Origin of the sequence: Nocardioides perillae (assembly GCF_013409425.1) — a bacterium.
GTDB lineage: Bacteria > Actinomycetota > Actinomycetes > Propionibacteriales > Nocardioidaceae > Nocardioides > Nocardioides perillae.
The window spans coordinates 1,949,509-1,965,674 of the sequence record NZ_JACCAC010000001.1 but is presented as its reverse complement, the minus strand read 5'-3'; the positions used below and the strand labels follow the sequence as shown (position 1 = coordinate 1,965,674).

The 16,166-nt window shown below is 74.8% G+C and carries 16 protein-coding genes, 1 tRNA gene and 1 pseudogene; 4 read left to right on the top strand and 14 right to left on the bottom strand.

Going from position 1 to position 16,166, the window contains the following annotated elements:
- Positions 1–15: 15 nt before the first annotated feature.
- From BJ989_RS09105 to BJ989_RS09095, 3 genes are read left to right on the top strand one after another with little or no spacing between them, the layout of a single operon-like run.
- Positions 16–1,569 carry a flavin-containing monooxygenase gene (locus BJ989_RS09105; protein WP_179517934.1) on the top strand — a complete coding sequence of 518 codons (1,554 nt, stop codon included), beginning with the start codon at positions 16–18 and terminating at the stop codon, positions 1,567–1,569.
- Positions 1,566–3,344, top strand: a complete 1,779-nt coding sequence (locus BJ989_RS09100) for an FAD-dependent oxidoreductase (RefSeq protein ID WP_179517933.1) — start codon at positions 1,566–1,568, stop codon at positions 3,342–3,344. Before BJ989_RS09105 ends, BJ989_RS09100 begins: the two co-directional genes overlap by 4 nt.
- Positions 3,341–3,988 (top strand): acetoacetate decarboxylase family protein, encoded by a 648-nt coding sequence (locus BJ989_RS09095; RefSeq protein ID WP_179517932.1) that lies wholly within the window; start codon positions 3,341–3,343, stop codon positions 3,986–3,988. The genes BJ989_RS09100 and BJ989_RS09095 overlap by 4 nt, the downstream gene beginning before the upstream one ends.
- On the opposite strand, the gene BJ989_RS09090 is transcribed toward BJ989_RS09095, so the two are convergent.
- The 10 genes and pseudogenes from BJ989_RS09090 to BJ989_RS09045 all read right to left on the bottom strand — a co-directional run bounded on the left by BJ989_RS09090 (position 3,960) and on the right by BJ989_RS09045 (position 11,599).
- On the bottom strand, positions 3,960–5,327 hold the full coding sequence (locus BJ989_RS09090) for an MFS transporter (protein ID WP_179517931.1): 1,368 nt from the start codon (positions 5,325–5,327) through the stop codon (positions 3,960–3,962). The genes BJ989_RS09095 and BJ989_RS09090 overlap by 29 nt on opposite strands.
- Before the next feature lie 89 nt (positions 5,328–5,416).
- Positions 5,417–5,734, bottom strand: coding sequence for a hypothetical protein (locus BJ989_RS09085; RefSeq protein ID WP_425489987.1), 318 nt, complete (start codon positions 5,732–5,734; stop codon positions 5,417–5,419).
- A 10-nt stretch (positions 5,735–5,744) separates the two neighbouring features.
- Complete coding sequence (locus BJ989_RS09080) at positions 5,745–7,406, bottom strand: sodium:solute symporter family protein (RefSeq protein WP_218849237.1); 1,662 nt, start codon at positions 7,404–7,406, stop codon at positions 5,745–5,747.
- 104 nt (positions 7,407–7,510) lie between these two features.
- Positions 7,511–8,107 carry a hemerythrin domain-containing protein gene (locus BJ989_RS09075; protein WP_179517929.1) on the bottom strand — a complete coding sequence of 199 codons (597 nt, stop codon included), beginning with the start codon at positions 8,105–8,107 and terminating at the stop codon, positions 7,511–7,513.
- 80 nt (positions 8,108–8,187) lie between these two features.
- A tRNA-Ala gene (locus BJ989_RS09070) sits at positions 8,188–8,260 on the bottom strand.
- A gap of 43 nt (positions 8,261–8,303) precedes the next feature.
- Positions 8,304–8,993, bottom strand: coding sequence for a histidine phosphatase family protein (locus BJ989_RS09065; protein ID WP_179517928.1), 690 nt, complete (start codon positions 8,991–8,993; stop codon positions 8,304–8,306).
- Between the two features lie 110 nt (positions 8,994–9,103).
- Positions 9,104–9,475: pseudogene (gene rsfS, locus BJ989_RS09060) on the bottom strand (ribosome silencing factor); the annotation flags it as partial.
- Between the two features lie 4 nt (positions 9,476–9,479).
- Positions 9,480–10,064 (bottom strand): nicotinate-nucleotide adenylyltransferase, encoded by a 585-nt coding sequence (gene nadD, locus BJ989_RS09055; protein WP_343049496.1) that lies wholly within the window; start codon positions 10,062–10,064, stop codon positions 9,480–9,482.
- A 64-nt stretch (positions 10,065–10,128) separates the two neighbouring features.
- Entirely contained in the window at positions 10,129–10,287 is a 159-nt protein-coding gene (locus tag BJ989_RS09050) for a hypothetical protein (protein WP_179517925.1), read from the bottom strand.
- A gap of 55 nt (positions 10,288–10,342) precedes the next feature.
- Positions 10,343–11,599, bottom strand: a complete 1,257-nt coding sequence (locus BJ989_RS09045) for a glutamate-5-semialdehyde dehydrogenase (protein WP_179517924.1) — start codon at positions 11,597–11,599, stop codon at positions 10,343–10,345.
- A 198-nt stretch (positions 11,600–11,797) separates the two neighbouring features.
- On the opposite strand from BJ989_RS09045, the gene BJ989_RS09040 reads away from it, so the two are divergent.
- Positions 11,798–12,763, top strand: coding sequence for a type IV toxin-antitoxin system AbiEi family antitoxin domain-containing protein (locus tag BJ989_RS09040; protein ID WP_179517923.1), 966 nt, complete (start codon positions 11,798–11,800; stop codon positions 12,761–12,763).
- Between the two features lie 97 nt (positions 12,764–12,860).
- Here the strand turns inward: BJ989_RS09040 and BJ989_RS09035 are convergent, their stop codons facing one another.
- The 4 genes from BJ989_RS09035 to BJ989_RS09020 all read right to left on the bottom strand — a co-directional run bounded on the left by BJ989_RS09035 (position 12,861) and on the right by BJ989_RS09020 (position 16,158).
- On the bottom strand, positions 12,861–13,823 hold the full coding sequence (locus BJ989_RS09035; protein WP_179517922.1) for an electron transfer flavoprotein subunit alpha/FixB family protein: 963 nt from the start codon (positions 13,821–13,823) through the stop codon (positions 12,861–12,863).
- 18 nt (positions 13,824–13,841) lie between these two features.
- A complete protein-coding gene (locus BJ989_RS09030) occupies positions 13,842–14,627 on the bottom strand; it encodes an electron transfer flavoprotein subunit beta/FixA family protein (protein ID WP_425489986.1) in 786 nt (261 codons plus the stop codon).
- A gap of 171 nt (positions 14,628–14,798) precedes the next feature.
- Entirely contained in the window at positions 14,799–15,218 is a 420-nt protein-coding gene (locus BJ989_RS09025) for a hypothetical protein (RefSeq protein WP_218848780.1), read from the bottom strand.
- Between the two features lie 151 nt (positions 15,219–15,369).
- Complete coding sequence (locus BJ989_RS09020) at positions 15,370–16,158, bottom strand: enoyl-CoA hydratase/isomerase family protein (RefSeq protein ID WP_179517920.1); 789 nt, start codon at positions 16,156–16,158, stop codon at positions 15,370–15,372.
- Positions 16,159–16,166 lie beyond the last annotated feature (8 nt).

The window sequence follows — 16,166 nt, the reverse complement described above, 5'->3', positions numbered from 1 at the left end:
CCTAGCGTGCCGGGCATGGACACCCCCCTCCGCCCGGCCCCCCGCGCCCGTGACGCCGCCGCCGGGTCCCGCCGCGCCCCGCGCGTGCTGGTGGTCGGCGCGGGCTTCGGCGGCCTGACCGTGCTGCGCGCCCTGCTGCAGGCGGGCCACACCGACGTCACGGTGCTCGAGCGCGCCGACGAGGTCGGCGGCGTGTGGCGCGACAACACCTACCCCGGCGCCGCCTGCGACGTGCCGTCCTCGCTCTACTCCTGGTCGTGGGCGCCGCACCCGTCGTGGCCCCGCCGCTACAGCCAGCAGCCCGACATCCTCGACTACGTCCGGGGCGTCGCCGCCGCCGAGGGCCTGCTCCCCCACGTGCGCACCGGCACGGCGGTGCGACGGGCCGTCTTCGACGAGGGCAGCCGCACCTGGCAGGTCACCGTCGAGACGGGCGGACGCACCGAGGTGCTGGAGGCCGACGTCCTCGTGCCGGCCGTCGGCCAGCTCTCGCAGCCGGTCGTGCCCGCGCTGCCCGGCCTCGACGACTTCGCGGGCCCGGCCTTCCACTCCGCGCGGTGGCGCCACGACGTCGACCTCACCGGCAAGCGCGTCGCCGTCGTCGGCACCGGGGCGAGCGCGATCCAGTTCGTGCCCGGCATCGTCGACCGGGTCGGCGCCATGACGGTCTTCCAGCGCTCCGCGCCGTACGTCGTGCCGAAGCCCGACCGCGCCTACACCCGCCTGCACGGCGCCGCCTTCCGCGCACTGCCGCCGACCCAGGCCTTCGGGCGCGGGCTCACCCGGGCGATCTCGGAGTGGCTCAACCGCTCCTTCACCCACCGCAGCGTGCTGACCCCCGCCCTGCGCGCCGCGTGGGAGGTCACCCTGCTCGTGCAGGTGCGCGACCGCCGGCTGCGGCGTCGGCTGCGCCCCGACTACCCGATCGGCTGCAAGCGGGTGCTGTTCAGCAACGACTGGTACCCGGCGCTGGCCCGCGAGCACGTCGAGGTGGTGACCGAGCCGGTCGCCGAGGTGCTGCCCCACGGCGTGCGCACCGCGGACGGCCGCGAGCACGCCGCCGACGTGCTGGTCTGGGGCACCGGCTTCGCGGCGACCCGCTTCCTCGAGACGCTCGAGGTCACCGGCGTCGGCGGCGCCGACCTGCACGAGGTGTGGGGCGGCAAGGCGCACGCCCACCTCGGCCTCGCCGTGCCCGGCTTCCCGCAGATGTTCGTCGTCTACGGCCCGCACACCAACCTGGGCGGGTCCTCGATCATCCAGATGCTCGAGGCGCAGGCCGGTTACGTCGTGCAGGTCGTCGACGCCCTCGCCGCCGGCCGCGTCGAGTGCCTCGACGTGCGCCCCGAGGTCGCGGAGGCCTTCGAGGCGGAGATGGGCTCGCGGCTCGCCGACAGCGTCTGGACGCAGTGCTCGAACTGGTACAACGACGGCGGCACCGTGAGCACCAACTGGCCCGGCCTCGCCCGCGAGTACGAGCACCGCCTCGCCCGCGTCTCCTTCACCGAGTACCACGACCTGCCCGCGCAGCCGGCGGTGCCCGCCCGCACCCGGGAGACCGCCTCGTGAGCACCGCCGCCGCCGAGGACGGCGGGCACGGGGACCGCTTCGACCACGACGTCGTGGTGGTCGGCTCCGGCTTCGGCGGGTCCGTCACCGCCCTGCGGCTGACCGAGAAGGGCTACCGCGTCGCCGTCCTCGAGGCGGGGCGCCGGTTCGCCGACCACGAGTTCGCCGCCACGTCCTGGCAGCTGCGCGACTACCTCTTCAAGCCCTCGCTCGGGCTGCTCGGGATCCAGCGGGTGGACCTGCTGCGCAACGTGCTGGTGCTCAGCGGCGCCGGGGTCGGCGGCGGGTCGCTGGTCTACGCCAACACGCTCTACCAGCCGCCGCGCGCCTTCTTCGACGACCCGCACTGGGCGCACGTCACCGACTGGGCCGACGAGCTCGCCCCCTGCTACGACCAGGCGCGGCGCATGCTCGGCGTCACGACGTACACCCGCACGACCCCCGCCGACCGCGTCGTGCGCGCGGTCGCCGAGGAGCTCGGCGTCGAGGACACCTTCGGCCCCACCGACGTCGGCGTCGTCCTGGGCGAGGACCACGGCGTGGCCGACGGCGAGGTCGTGCCCGACCCCTACTTCGGCGGCGTCGGGCCCGAGCGCCGCGCCTGCCGCCACTGCGGTGAGTGCATGACGGGCTGCCGCCATGGCGCGAAGAACACGCTGGTCAAGAACTACCTCCACCTCGCCGAGCGTGCCGGGGCGGTCGTCCACGCCCTCACCACGGTCACCGACGTGCGACCGCTCCCGGGCGGCGGATACGCCGTGACCACGCGGCCCACCGACCGGCTCGCCGCCCGGCGCCGCGGGGCCGGCCGGCGCACCTTCACCGCCGAGCACGTGGTCTTCTCCGCCGCCGCGCTCGGCACCCAGCGGCTGCTCCACCGGTTGCGCGACCGCGGCAGCCTGCCGCACCTCTCGCCGCGCCTCGGCGAGCTCACCCGCACCAACTCCGAGCAGATCCTGGGCGTGCGCGCCCGCGGCGACGACGTCGACTACAGCGAGGGCGTGGCGATCACCTCCTCCGTGCACGTCGACGGCGACACCCACGTCGAGCCGTGCCGCTACGGCAAGGGGTCCGGCACGATGGGCCTGATGATGGCGGTCCTGACCGACCCCGAGCCGGGGCGGCCGCGGCTCGCCCTGGCAGTGCGCGAGCTGTGGCGGCAGCGGCGCGACCTGCCGCGCCTGCACGACCCCCGCCGGTGGTCGCAGCAGACCGTGCCGTTCCTGGTGATGCAGAGCCTCGACAACTCGCTGACCACCTTCACCGTGCGGCGTCCCTGGGGCCGGCGGATGACGACCCGGCAGGGCATCGGCGAGCCGAACCCCACCTGGATCCCGGCCGCGCACGACGTCGCGCGCCGCGCCGCCCGCCACATGGACGGGGTGGCCGGCGCCGGGGTGACCGACCTCGTCGACGTGCCGATCACCGGGCACTTCACCGGCGGCTGCCCGGTGGGTCTCGACGCGGAGCACGGCGTGGTCGACCCCTACCACCGCGTGCACGGCCACCCCGGCCTGCACGTGGTCGACGGCTCCGTCGTCGCGGCCAACCTCGGCGTGAACCCCTCGCTCACCATCACCGCGATGGCCGAGCGCGCGACCGCACTGTGGCCCAACAAGGGCGAGCGCGACCCGCGGCCGCCGCTCGGCGCGCCCTACGAGCGGCTCGCGCCGGTGCCCCCGCGGGCGCCGGTCGTGCCGCCCGGCGCGCCGGCGGCCCTGCGGCTGCTGCCGCTGCACGTCGTCCACCGCACCCCCGAGGAGGTCTCGTCGTGACCGCCTACCCGCCCGAGCCCTGGGACCTCGAGGGCACCGGCCAGGTCGGTGCCTGGCGCGTCGACGCGGCGCGCGTGCCGGCCCTGCCCGACGGCGCCCGGCCGCTGGTCGCGCGCGGCCGCGCCCTCGCCGTCACCGCGTTCGTCGACTACGCCCCGACCGGACTCATGGCCTACCACGAGCTCCTCGCCGGCGTCCTCGCGCGGCACGGGCGCGGCGTCGCGCTCAGCATCACCGACATCTGGGTCGACAGCGAGGTCAGCCTGGCCGGGGGCCGGGGGCTGTGGGGCATCCCCAAGGACCTCGCCGACTTCCCGGACGGCACCGCCGCACCGACGGGCCGCGCCGGCGCCGCCACCACGGCGGCGCTGGTCGACGGCCGGGTCGCGGCCCGCGCGACGTACGCCGCGGCGCGCGGCCCGGCGCTCCGGCTGCCGCTGCCGCTGGTCGGCCGGGTCGTGCAGACCCTGGCCGGCGAGACCGTCGCGACCCGCATCCGGGCGGGCGGGCGCGTGCGACGGGCCTCGGCGACGTGGGAGCTCCCGGCCGACGGTCCCCTGGGCTGGCTCGACGGCGCCCGCCCCGTGCTGCACCTGCTGGCCGACCCGTTCTCCCTCACGTTCGGACCGCGGCTGCGGTCGTGACCTCCTCGGTCGCCGCCGCCTGCGTGGCGGCGGTCGGGTCGGCCTCGGGGTCAGTGGCGGGGGCGGCCTCGGGGTCTGCCGCGGGCACCGGGGCGCCGACCGCGACCGCCGGCACCGGCGAGCGGCGCACCCACACGAAGGCGGTGCCGAGACCGCACATCACGGCGGCGGCGACGAAGGGCAGCTCCGGGGCCACGGCGTAGAGCGCGGAGCCGCTGAGCGGGCCGAGCACGAAGGTCGCACCCGTGACCATCTGCACCAGGCCCGCCACCGAGCCCTGCTCGTCGGGCCCGACGAGCAGCGTGGGCGAGGAGGTGTAGCCCGGGGCGGCGAGCCCGACGCCCGCCGCGACGCCCGCCATGGCCGCGCACATCCACACCTGGGTGTCGGCGACGACGAGGCCCAGCACGGCGAGCCCGGCGACCGGCACCCCGGTGCGCAGCAGCCGCCAGGGCGCCCAGCCGAGCCGCGGGACGACGAGGCCCTGCACCACCACCATCGCGATGCCGGCGCAGGAGGAGACCACCGCGGCGGCGCGGACCGCCTCGGTGCCGGTCACGCCGAGGCGGTCCTGCACCAGGAAGCCGAGGGGCACCACCGTGAGCCCCAGGCTGAGGAAGATGCCGAAGCCGACGACCATCACCGGCCACAGCCGGGCGTCCCAGGGCCGCAGCGCGACCCGGGGCAGCGGCGTGACGGCCGCGCCCGTGCCGTCGACGGCCGGCACCGCACGCGGGCGCCGCGGCAGGGCCACGAGGACGCCCAGGAGGACCAGCACGACCAGCGCCGGGGCGAGCCAGACGGGCGCCAGCAACCCGAGCACGGCCAGCAGGCCGCCGATGGCCGGGCCGAGCGCCATCGCGAGGCCCTGCACCGCTCCGATGCGGCTCAGGCCCGCCACCCGCTCGCTCGTCGTCGCCGTGTTGGCCGCGACCCACGACATCGCGGCCACCGGCACCGCACCCATGCCGGCGCCGAAGAGCACGCTGCGGGTCAGCACCATGAGGGAGACGATCGCGGGGTCGCCGCGCAGCTGCCGGCCGAGCGCGAGGTCGCTGACGACGGCGAAGCCGGCCAGCCCGGCCAGCGCGAGCACCAGCCCGCCCACGAGCACCCGGCGGTGGCCCACGCGGTCCACGGCCCGCCCCCACAGCGGGCTGGTGACGGCGTAGACGAGGGCCGCGCAGGTCATCACGAAGCCCACCGAGACCTCGGCGAGGCCCACCTGGCGCGCGAGGGGCGCGATGACCGGGATCAGCAGCTGCTGGGCGGTCGCGACCACGAGGACGGCGGTGACGAGGACCGGCAGCGGGCTGCGCGCTCCTGCGCTCGGTGACACCCCTGCTGCTCCTGCCCGACCGCCCGTGGCGGCCCCTCGGTCCTGCACCCTCGACGTACGCCAGGGGCGACGTCGTTGCACGGTGCAGGCTAGCGCGGAGAGGGCTCCTCGCCCGCTTCGTCGGGCTCCGCCGGGACGACCACGGGACGCAGCCGCGCCCACGCCACGAAGGCGGCCGCGGCCAGGAGGAGCGCGAGGCCGGTCCACAGGTTGACGTCGACCCCGCCCGCCTTCTCGAGCTCCGCCTCGGTCGTGCCGAGGACGGACGTGGCGAGGAGGATCGCGCCGTAGAGGCCGAGCAGGGCGCCGATGAAGACACGGATGTCGAAGGCCCCGGCCCGGTGGGCCTGCGGCTCCCGCTCGCCCGTCCCGCTCCCGGCGCCGCCGGTGGTCTCGCTGCTGCTCACGGGTGCCTCCTCAGGCGAACGCGACGTTGAGGGCGAGGACGACGACCAGGCCGACCGCGGCGAGGCGGGTGGGCCGCTGCCACCACGGCAGCGTCGCCTCCTCCGGGTCGTGGAAGTCCTCCTTCGGGGTCAGCGACCAGACGAGGCCGCGCAGCTCGGACTCCGCTCGGGGCCTGGTGGCGAGGCTGACGACGACGCTGACGACGATGTCCACGGCGAAGGCGACCCCCGCCGCGACGAAGGCCGCGCCCTGCCCCGCGAGGGTGATGGTGCCGGTGACGTCGCCGCTCAGGACCCACACGCCGATGGCCGACGCCGTGCCGGCCACCAGCCCCGCCCAGCCGGCCGTCGGCGTCATCCGCTTCCAGAACATGCCGAGGATGAAGGTGGCGAAGAGGGGGGCGTTGAAGAAGCCGAAGAGCGTCTGGAGGTAGTCCATGATGTTGTCGTAGGACGCCGCGAGCCGCGCCGTCCCGATGGCCGCCACGGTGGCGGCGACGGTGGCCCAGCGCCCCACCCGCGTGTAGTAGCCGTCGGGCCGGTCCTTCACGACGTACTGCTGCCACAGGTCGTAGGAGAAGACGGTGTTGAAGGCCGAGATGTTGGCCGCCATGCCCGCCATGAAGGAGGCCAGCAGGCCGGCGATCGCGACCCCGAGCATGCCGTCGGGCAGCAGGTCGCGCATCAGGTAGAGGATCGCGTCGTCGTACTCCGCCCCGTTGGCCTCCCCCGCCTTCAGGTCGACCAGCTCGCTCACGGAGACCGCGGCGATCATGCCCGGGACGACCACCACGAAGGGGATGAACATCTTCGGGAAGGCGCCGATCACCGGCGCCCGGCGCGCGGCCGACATCGAGCTCGACGCCATCGCCCGCTGGACCTCGACGAAGTTGGTCGTCCAGTAGCCGAAGGACAGCACGAAGCCGAGGCCGAGCACGATGCCGACGACCGAGAGGATCGGGCTGTCGAAGCCGCTGAGCGCCGTGCCCGGCCACGTCGAGAGCTGCTCGGAGCCGCCGGGGCTCTCGGCCACGCGCTCCTTCAGCCCGCTCCAGCCACCCACGCTGTTGAGCGCCAGCAAGGTGAGCGGCACGAGGGCGGCGACGATGACGAAGAACTGCAGCACCTCGTTGTAGATCGCCGCCGAGAGCCCGCCCAGCGCGGTGTAGGTCAGCACGATCGCAGCGGCGACCACCAGGCTGAGGTAGAGCGACCAGCCGAGCAGCACCTCCAGCACCACGGCGAGCAGCGACAGGTTGATGCCCGCGATGAGCAGCTGCGCCACCGCGAAGCTGAGCGCGTTGACGAGGTGGGCGCCCGTGCCGAAGCGGCGCCGCATGAACTCCGGGACGCTGCGCACCTTCGAGCCGTAGTAGAACGGCATCATCACGACGCCGAGGAAGAGCATCGCGGGCACGGCGCCGACCCAGAAGTAGTGCATGGTCGCCAGCCCGATGTCGGCGCCGTTGGCCGACATCCCGACGATCTCGACCGCGCCCAGGTTGGCCGAGACGAAGGCCAGCCCCGTCACCCACGCCGGCAGCGCGCGCCCGGAGAGGAAGAAGTCGATGCTGCTCGAGACCGAGCGGCGCGCCAGGACGCCCACGCCCAGCACGAAGGCGAAGTAGAGCCCGATCAGCAGGTAGTCGACCCAGCCGGCGTCGAGGCGCAGCGACCGGTCGGCGTCGCCCGCGGCGAGCGCGGCCCCGGTGAGGTTGTGCACGGCAAGGACGTTCCCACGAACGGCCGCCGGCTCACCTCACCCGGGCCTCACCCTCAGACCGGCACGCGGTGCACGCCGAGGGCGCCGCCGAGCTGCTCCTCCTCGTAGCGGAAGTGCGACTCGAGCAGCCGCACGAGGTGGTCGAAGCCGTGCCGCAGGTGCGCGAGGTCGCCCGGGCCGGCCTCGGGTCGCGCGAGGCGCAGCAACGCCTCGTCGAGGTGCAGCAGCAGCGCGTGCACCACGTCGTGCTCGTCGACGAGCCGGTCGAGCACCGCGCCGAGCTCCGCCTCGTCGGCGGCGCGGAGCGCCGGGTAGAGGTGGGCGTCCTCGATGCGGTGGTGCACCTCGATGCCGCGGCACAGCTGGCCGCAGAAGGAGCCGAGCTGGTCGTAGGCCGCGCGCAGCCCCACGTCGTGCAGCGCGGAGCGTGCCTCCCCCACCTCCGCGGTGCCGTCGGCGACGCGCCCGAGCACCTCGGCGGCGCGGCGCAGGCCGTCGCGGTACACGTCGTGGATCAGCCGCAGGTGGTCGCCGTGGGCCCGCGCGGCGGCGTCGACCTCGGCGTACGCCGTGGTGGTGGGGCGGGCCGCGTCGTCCCAGGTGGGCAGCGCGGCAGGCAGGGCGGGGTCGGCGGTCGGGTCGGCGGGCACGCGCCGAGGGTAGCCGCGCGTCCCGCTCCGAGGACGCGAGAGGCCGGCCACCGCGTGCGGTGACCGGCCTGTCGTCTCGGTGGAGCTGAGGGGACTCGAACCCCTGACCCCCTGCATGCCATGCAGGTGCGCTACCAGCTGCGCCACAGCCCCGAGCCGGTCGTCGGAGCCCGGGGGCCCTGACGACTCGGGAACACTAGCAACAACCCGCCGACGAGTCGAAATCGGGGGTCGGCAGCGGGGCCGGTCGTGGGTCGGGCACGGCGTCGAGGTGCTGGTTCCACGCCCGCAGCCGCAGCGGTCCGGGCGGGGCGTCGCCGCTGGGGCGGTCGAGCAGTGCCCAGCCGCAGTTGTCGAGGCCGTGCAGCCCCAGGTGCGCCTCCGGCGGCCAGCCGAGGAGGCCCGCGACCGCGTGCTTGGCGGCGTGGCCGTGGGTGACGGCGACGCCGAGCCCGCCCGCCGGCACGGCGTCGAGCAGGTCGCGCAGGGCGCTCACCATCCGCTCCCGCACGTCGGCGCCCCGCTCCCCGCCGGGCACGACGTCGAAGTCGCCGGCGCGGAAGGCGGCGTACTCCTCGGGGTGCTCGCGGACGTAGTCGGCGTGCGTCGTGCCCTGCCGCTCCCCCAGCCCGGTCTCGCGCAGCCGCCGGTCGCGCACGAGGACGAGCCCCGCGGCCTGGGCGAGGTAGGACGCGGTGTCCGCCGCCCGCGAGAGGTCGCTGGACCACAGCACGTCGGGCCGCATCGCGGCGACCACCGGCGCGACGGCGCGTGCCTGGGCGTGGCCGACCTCGTCGAGCGGGGCGTCGGCCTGGCCCTGGATGCGGGCCGCGTCGTTCCAGGCGGTGCGGCCGTGGCGCAGCAGGAGCAGGCGCGTGGCGCTCACGCCGACGGCGGGGCCGGGGCCGGGGCCTCGGGGTCGTCCAGGTCGGGGCGGTCGTCGAGGTCCGCCCGGTCGTCGAGGTCGCCGCGGTCGGTCACGGCCTGGCCCTGCGCCGGCGGGCCGGTGACGTCCTCAGGCAGCGAGATCGTGGGGCAGTCGCGCCACAGCCGCTCGAGGGCGTAGAAGCGGCGCTCCTCCTCGTGCTGGACGTGCACGACGATCTCGCCGTAGTCGATGAGCACCCAGCGGCCGTCGCGCTGGCCCTCGCGGCGCACGGGCTTGGCGCCGAGGTCGCGCAGGCGGTCCTCGACCTCGTCGACCACCGCCTTGACCTGGCGGTCGTTGCTCGCCGAGGCGAGCACGAAGGCGTCGGTGATCGCGAGCTGCTCGCTCACGTCGAAGGCGACGATCTGCTGGGCGAGCTTGTCGCTGGCCGCGCGGGCGGCGGCCTGCACGAGCTCGAGGGCGTGGTCGGTGGCGGTCACGGTGTCAGCTCCGGGCGTAGAGGTCGTGCTTGGCGATGTACTGGACGACGCCGTCCGGCACGAGGTACCACACCGGCTCGCCGCGGCGGGTGCGCTCGCGGCAGTCGGTGGAGGAGATGGCGAGCGCGGGGATCTCGACCATCGTCACGCGGTCGGCGGGGATGGCGGCCAGGGTGGCGTCGTCCATGGTGTAGCCCGGGCGCGTGCAGCCGACGAAGTTCGCGAGCTCGAAGAGCTCGGCGGCGTCGCGCCAGGTGAAGATCTCGGCCAGCGCGTCGGCGCCGGTGATGAAGTAGAGCTCGGCGTCGGGCATCGCCGCGGCGAGGTCGCGCAGCGTGTCGATCGTGTACGTCGGGCCCGCGCGGTCGACGTCCACGCGGCTGACGGTGAAGCGGGGGTTGCTCGCCGTGGCGACCACCGTCATCAAGTAGCGGTGCTCGGCCGCCGAGACCTGGCGGTCCGACTTCTGCCACGGGTCGCCGGTGGGCACGAAGACCACCTCGTCGAGGCCGAACCACGCCTGCACCTCCGAGGCGGCCACGAGGTGGCCGTGGTGCACGGGGTCGAAGGTGCCGCCCATGACCCCCACCCGACGGGGCCCGGAGCCGGCAGGGGCCCCGGCCGCGGGACCTGCGGGCTGCGCGGCCGGCACCTCAGGAGTGCTCGCGACCGCCACCGAAGGCGACGAGGGCGATGACCAGCGCGAGCAGGACCGCGAGCGTGATCGCGCCGATGAGGTAGGGGTGGATCGGCAGCTCGGAGTGCCCGGCCTCGGCGGCGAGGGTCACGAGCGGGGAGGTCAGCGTCGGCATGGCGTCGAGGATACCGGGGGTCCGGCCCCGCCGCCGCACCGACGGTCGGTGCCGGTCAGCGCACGTGGCCGTCGCCGGTGACGACGAACTTCGTCGAGGTGAGCTCCGGGAGCCCCATCGGGCCGCGGGCGTGCAGCTTCTGGGTGCTGATGCCGATCTCGGCGCCGAAGCCGAACTCGCCGCCGTCGGTGAAGCGGGTCGAGGCGTTGACGAGCACGGCGGCGGAGTCGACCTCGGCGACGAAGCGGCGCGCCGCCGCCTGGTCCTCGGTGACGATCGCCTCGGAGTGCTGGCTCGACCAGCGGCGCACGTGCTCGAGCGCCTCGTCGAGGTCGCCGACGACGGCGGCCGCGAGGTCGAGCGAGAGGTACTCCTCGGCCCAGTCCTCGTCGGTGGCCGGCACCACGCCGTCGTACTCGCAGAACCGGTCGTCGCCGTGGATCGTCACGCCGCGCTCCTGCAGCGCCTCGATGACCACGGGCAGGAACTGGTGGGCCACGTCCTCGTGGACGAGCAGCGTCTCCGCGGCGTTGCACACGCTGGTGCGGTGGGTCTTGGCGTTGATCACGACGGCGAGCGCCTTGTCGAGGTCGGCCGCGCGGTCGACGTACACATGGCAGTTGCCGACCCCCGTCTCGATCACCGGCACGGTCGACTCCTCGACCACGCTGCGGATGAGCCCGGCACCGCCGCGCGGCACCAGCACGTCGACGAGGCCGCGGGCGCGCATGAGCGCCTTGACCGAGTCGTGGGTGTCGCCGGGCACGAGCTGCACCACGTCGGCGGGCAGGCCGACGCCCTCGACCGCGTCGCGCAGCACGGCCACGACGGCCGCGTTGCTCGACCGGGCGCTCGAGGAACCGCGCAGCAGCACGGCGTTGCCCGACTTCAGGCACAGGCCTGCGGCGTCGGCGGTGACGTTGGGGCGCGCCTCGTAGATGATCCCGACCACGCCGAAGGGCACCCGCAGCTGGCGCAGCTCGAGGCCGTTGGGGAGCGTGCCGCCGCGCACCACCTCGCCGACGGGGTCGGGCAGCGCCGCCACGTCGCGCAGGCCCTGCGCCATGCCCGCGAGCCGGTCGTCGTCGAGGCGGAGCCGGTCGACGATGCCGGCCGCCGTGCCCGCCTCCTCGGCGCGCGCGACGTCCTCGGCGTTGGCCGCGAGCACCGTGGCGGCCTGCGCGAGCAGGGCGTCGGCCATCGCGTGGAGCGCGGCGTCCTTGGTCTGCCGGGTCGCCAGCGCGAGCGCGCGCGAGGCCTCGCGCGCGCGCCGGGCGGTCTCGAGGACGTCGGGGCCATCCGTCTCAGCCATGGTGCCGAGCCTAGGTCTGCCGCGCGAGGTCGGGCCGCGACCGTCCACGGTGAGGACCGGGCGAGCCGCCCGGTGGCCGAGGCGGAGACAGCGGATGTCCCCGTGCACCTGGTGCACAGGGACGTCCGGTGTCGCCGCCGTCCACAGGCTCACCCCAGGCCGGGCGCACGACCGAGCGGTTCGCGGCACCCTTCTCGGGTGGACCAAGCGGACCTCGTCGGGCTGCGAGCCCTGCAGTCGCGGCAGGCCGGTGTGGTCAGCCGCCGCCAGGCACGCGACCTCGGGCTCGGCGACGTGCACGTCGCGCGGCAGCTGCGTCGGCGCGAGTGGGCGCGCATCCACCCGGGCGTCTTCGTCGACCACACCGGTCCGCCGACCCGAGAGCAGCGCGCCTGGGCAGCGGTCCTGGCCCACGCGCCGGCCGCGCTCTCGGGGTGGTCGTCGTTGCGGGCCGACGGGCTCTTCCTCGACCGCGACGACGGGGTCGTCCACGTGGTCGTGCCGGCGGCACGGCGGGCACGTCCGGCGCCGGACGTGCGCGTACGACGTCTGGGTGACTGGGCAGCACAGGTGCGCGACGGCCTCCACCCTCCGCGCACCCGGCTCGAGCACGCCGCCCTCACCGCGGCGTCCGCGTGCCGCACGGACGACGCAGCGGCCGCGGTGCTCGGCGACGTCGTGCAGAGCCGGCGCACCACCGGCGCGCGGCTGGCCGCCACCCTCGCCACCATGACCCGGCTCCCGCGGCGCGCGCTCCTCGCCGAGGTGGTCGGCGACGTCACGGCAGGGGCCCGCTCGGCACTGGAGCGCCGCTACCTGCGCGACGTCGAGCGTGCGCACGGGCTCCCGGAGGGCGCGCGGCAGGTGCGCACGCTCGACGAGGCCTCCGGCGCGGTGACCTACTGCGACGTCCGCTACGCCTACGACGTCCGGGTCGAGCTCGACGGACGCGTGGGGCACGACCCTGCTGCCGCACAGTGGCGCGACCTCGAGCGCGACCTCGCGAGCGCGGCGCGAGGCGACCTGACCCTGCGGGCGCGGTGGGGCACGGTGCTCACCCCGTGCCGCCTGGCGGCGGTGGTCGCCGGCGTCCTGCGGTGCCGCGGCTGGCAGGGCAGCCCGCGCCGCTGCGGCCCGGGGTGCGACGTCGACCTGCCCGGCTGACGAGCGCGTGCCGGTGGGTGAGCAAACCCCCGGGACAGCGGAAGTCCCCGTGCACCAGGTGCACGGGGACTTCCGGTCTCGAGAGGTGGTGCGGGGCTCAGCCCTTGCGCGCGGTGATCTGCTCGGTCGCGGCCGGCAGCACGCTGTGCAGGTCGCCGACGACGCCGAAGTCGACGAGCTCGAAGATCGGCGCCTCCTCGTCCTTGTTGACCGCGACGATCGTCTTCGAGGTCTGCATGCCGGCGCGGTGCTGGATCGCACCCGAGATGCCGTTGGCGACGTAGAGCTGCGGCGAGACGGTCTTGCCGGTCTGTCCCACCTGGAAGGTGTGGGGCATCCAGCCCGAGTCGACCGCGGCGCGCGAGGCGCCGACCGCCGCGCCCAGGGCGTCGGCGAGGCCCTCGACGGGCTCGAAGTTGCCGCCGGTGCCGCGACCGCCCGAGACCACGATGGCCGCCTCGGTCAGCTCGGGGCGACCCGAGGACTTGCGGGGCTGCTGGGCGACGATCTGCGCCTTCTTGGCGCCGTCGCTGATGGTCGCCGCGAACTCCTCGACCGTGCCGGCCGCGCCGGACTCCTCCGGCGAGGTGGAGTTGGGCTTGACCGTGATCAGCGGGGTGCCGTGGGTGACCTTCGCCTTGACGGTGTAGTTGCCCGCGAAGACCGACTGCGTCGTGACCGGGCCCTCGGGGCCGGCCTCGACGTCGACGGCGTCGGTGATGATGCCGGCGCCGAGCTTGATCGCCAGGCGACCGGCGACCTCCTTGCCCTCGTAGCCGGAGACGAAGAGCACCGCGGCGGGGCTGGTCTTCTCGACCAGCTGCTGCAGGGCCTCGGCCTTCGGGGCCACGAGGTAGCCCTTGATCTGCGCGTCGTCGACGACGTAGACCTTCTCGGCGCCGAACTGGCCGAGCTTGCTCGCGACCTCGGCGCCCTTGTCGGGGCTGCCGAAGAACACGGCGGCGGGCTCGCCGATGCGCTTGGCGAGGGCCAGCAGCTCGAGGGTCGGCTTGCGGACCGCGCCGTCGACGTGGTCGACGACGACCAGGACCTCAGACATGTCTTCTCCTCGTCCTGCTCAGATGAACTTCTTGGCGGCGAGGAAGTCGGTGAGCGCCTTGGCGCCCGAGCCGTCCTCGTCGGTCACGATCTCGCCGGCCGTGCGCGGCGGACGGGCGGTGGTGTCCTCCACGGCCGACCACGCCACCGACAGCCCGACCTTCTCGGCCTCGACGCCGAGGTCGGCGAGCGACCAGGTCTCGAGCGGCTTCTTCTTCGCCGCCATGATCCCCTTGAAGGAGGGGTAGCGCGCCTCGCCGGTCTGGTCGGTCACCGAGAGCACCAGCGGCATCGTGCCGCCGACGACCTCGGTGGCGGTGTCGGAGTCGCGCTTGATGCGCACCTGGTCGCCCTGGCTCTCCACCACGGCGGCGAAGGTGAGCTGCGGCAGGTCGAGGCGCTCGGCGAGCATCGCCGGCACGACCGAGCCGGAGGCGTCGGTCGAGGCCATGCCGCACATCACGAGGTCGACCTGGCCGTCGGTCTCGCCGACCTTCTTCACGGCCTCGGCGAGCACCAGCGACGTGGCGAGGTAGTCGGAGCCGGCGATGGCCTCGTCGGAGACGAGGTAGCCCTTGTCGGCGCCCATCTGCAGCGCCTTGCGGACGGCGTCGGTGGCCTTCTCCGGGCCCACGCACAGCGCGATGACGGTGACGTCCTCGCCCTCGCGCTTCTCCTTCAGCTGCAACGCCTGCTCCACGGCGTACTCGTCGAGCTCCGAGAGCAGACCCTCGACGCCGACACGGTCGACCGTGCCGTCGTCCTCGAAGTGTCGGTCGCCCGTCGAGTCGGGCACGTACTTCACGCAAACGACAATGTTCATGGCAGTTGGCCGGGGAGGCCCCTCCTGTGCAGTCGGGTGTGCTGCGAGGCTACCCGCGAGTCACGAGCACCGGAACGGATGCGACCGGTGGCTCACGTCACAGGCCCCCGCAGGCGTACGACGGGTGGTGCGGGCAGGCCGGGCGGGCGTCGGTCAGGGCTGGACGACGCGCTCGACGAGCTTGCCGACGACCAGCCACGCGACGGCGCCGATGCCCCAGTTGACCAGGGCCCGCTTGGTGTCGGCGTTGTCGCCGGAGAAGTCGAAGATCCCCTCGCCGGCCTCGCGGGAGAAGATGCCGAGGTCGACCACCCCGGCGCCGGAGACGACGAAGTCGACCAGGTCGTTGGCCTCGTTGGCGTCGAGAGCGACCAGCAGCGCGCCGACGGCGAGGAAGAGGGCCGCGACGACCGCGACCAGCCACAGCAGCTGCGCGACCCGGGTGCGCACGGCGGCGGCCGTCACGTCGATCGACGGGCGCGGGCGCGAGGTGCGGCTGGCGCGGGTCTGCGGGGCCGCAGCGCCCTCGGTCTCGTCGTGGGTCGCGGTCGGCTTCTTCGTCTTGCCCAGCACGGCGGTCTCCTCCTGGTGCGGTCGACGCGGCACCGTGCCGCGGCTGCCGCGCGCCCACCCTGTCACGGGTGGGCCGCGCGGTCACTCCCCCTTCGTCGCGGGTCGCCCGACGGATGTCCGGGTCGCGCCCGGGCCCGGCGGGCGCGGGCGCTCAGCGCCCGACGAAGGTCGCCTTGCCCGGGCCGTGCTCGACGAAGGAGCCCATGCCGAGCGTGCGGTCCTCGGTGGCGAAGAGCGCGGCGAACTGCTGGCGCTCGATCTCCAGGCCGGTCTCGAGGTCCACCTCGAGGCCGCGGTCGACCGCCTCCTTCGCCGCGCGCAGCGCCAGCGCCGCACCGGTGGTGAACTGGCGCGCCCACGCCATCGCCTCGGCGTACACCTGGTCGGGCGGGCAGACGCGGTCGACCAGGCCGATGCGCAGCGCCTCCTCGGCGTCGACGAAGCGGCCGGTGAAGATGAGGTCCTTGGCCCGGGACGGGCCGACGAGGCGGCTCAGGCGCTGGGTGCCGCCGGCGCCCGGGATGATGCCGAGGAGCACCTCGGGCTGACCGAGCTTGGCGTCCTCCGCGGTGAAGCGCAGGTCGCAGCACAGGGCGAGCTCGCAGCCGCCGCCGAGGGCGTAGCCGGTGAGCGCCGCGACGGTCGGCTTGGGGATGCGGGCGACGGCGGTGAACGCCGAGATGAGGCCGTGGGAGCGCTTGACCATGTCGAGGTGCGACATCGTCGACATCTCCTTGACGTCGGCGCCCGCGGCGAAGACCCGCTCCCCGCCGTAGACGACGACGGCGCGGACGTCGTCGCGCTCGGTGGCCTCGTGCGCGGCGGCGCGGATGCCCTCCTGGGTCGCCACGTCGAGCGCGTTCATCTTCGGGCGGTCGAGCCGGAGGGTCGCGACGCCGTCCTCGACCTCCAACCGCACGTTGTCACCCAGGTCAGCCATGTGGTCCA